Genomic DNA, 522 nt, shown 5'->3' on the forward strand with positions numbered 1-522 from the left:
CTGTCGATTCTGGAGGCCTCTCGGCGTGTCGGAGCGGTGCATGCGACCGGCAGCAATTGGTGGGCCCAATCTGGCCACATGATGGCTGTGAACATGGGTGCCGTGGGGGGCTTGGCGGATCCGGCGCCCTCAGTGGAAGGGCCGGGCCGGGCGTTGAACCTGGCGGAGCGGGGGATGATCCAGATGGGCCTGCGGAGCGGACTGAGTTACGCCAGGATCGGTGAGGCGATCGGGCGGAACAAATCCGTGGTCTGGCGGGAGGTGAAACGCAACACCAGCGCAGACGGGGTGTATTACGCCTCTGTCGCGCATACGAAGGCGCATCAGGCCCGGCGCCGGCCCAAGCCGTTGAAGCTCATCCAGGAGGAGGCGCTGTGCCGGCTGATCGGAGTGTGGATGGATGAGGGGTGGAGCCCCAAACTGATCTCGGCGATGTTGGCGTTCCACTTCCCGGATGATCAGACTATGCAGGTGAGCCACGAGACGATCTACCAGGCCCTATACGTTCAGTCCCGCGGCGCC

Annotated in this window: 1 protein-coding gene; it reads left to right on the plus strand. The window is 64.8% G+C overall.

The window, feature by feature from the left end:
- Nucleotides 1-78: 78 nt before the first annotated feature.
- The coding region (locus IEW19_RS24375; protein WP_188573900.1) for a helix-turn-helix domain-containing protein at nucleotides 79-522 on the plus strand (444 nt) is incomplete at its 3' end.

Source organism: Arthrobacter liuii, assembly GCF_014639275.1.
Classification (GTDB): Bacteria; Actinomycetota; Actinomycetes; order Actinomycetales; family Micrococcaceae; genus Arthrobacter; species Arthrobacter liuii.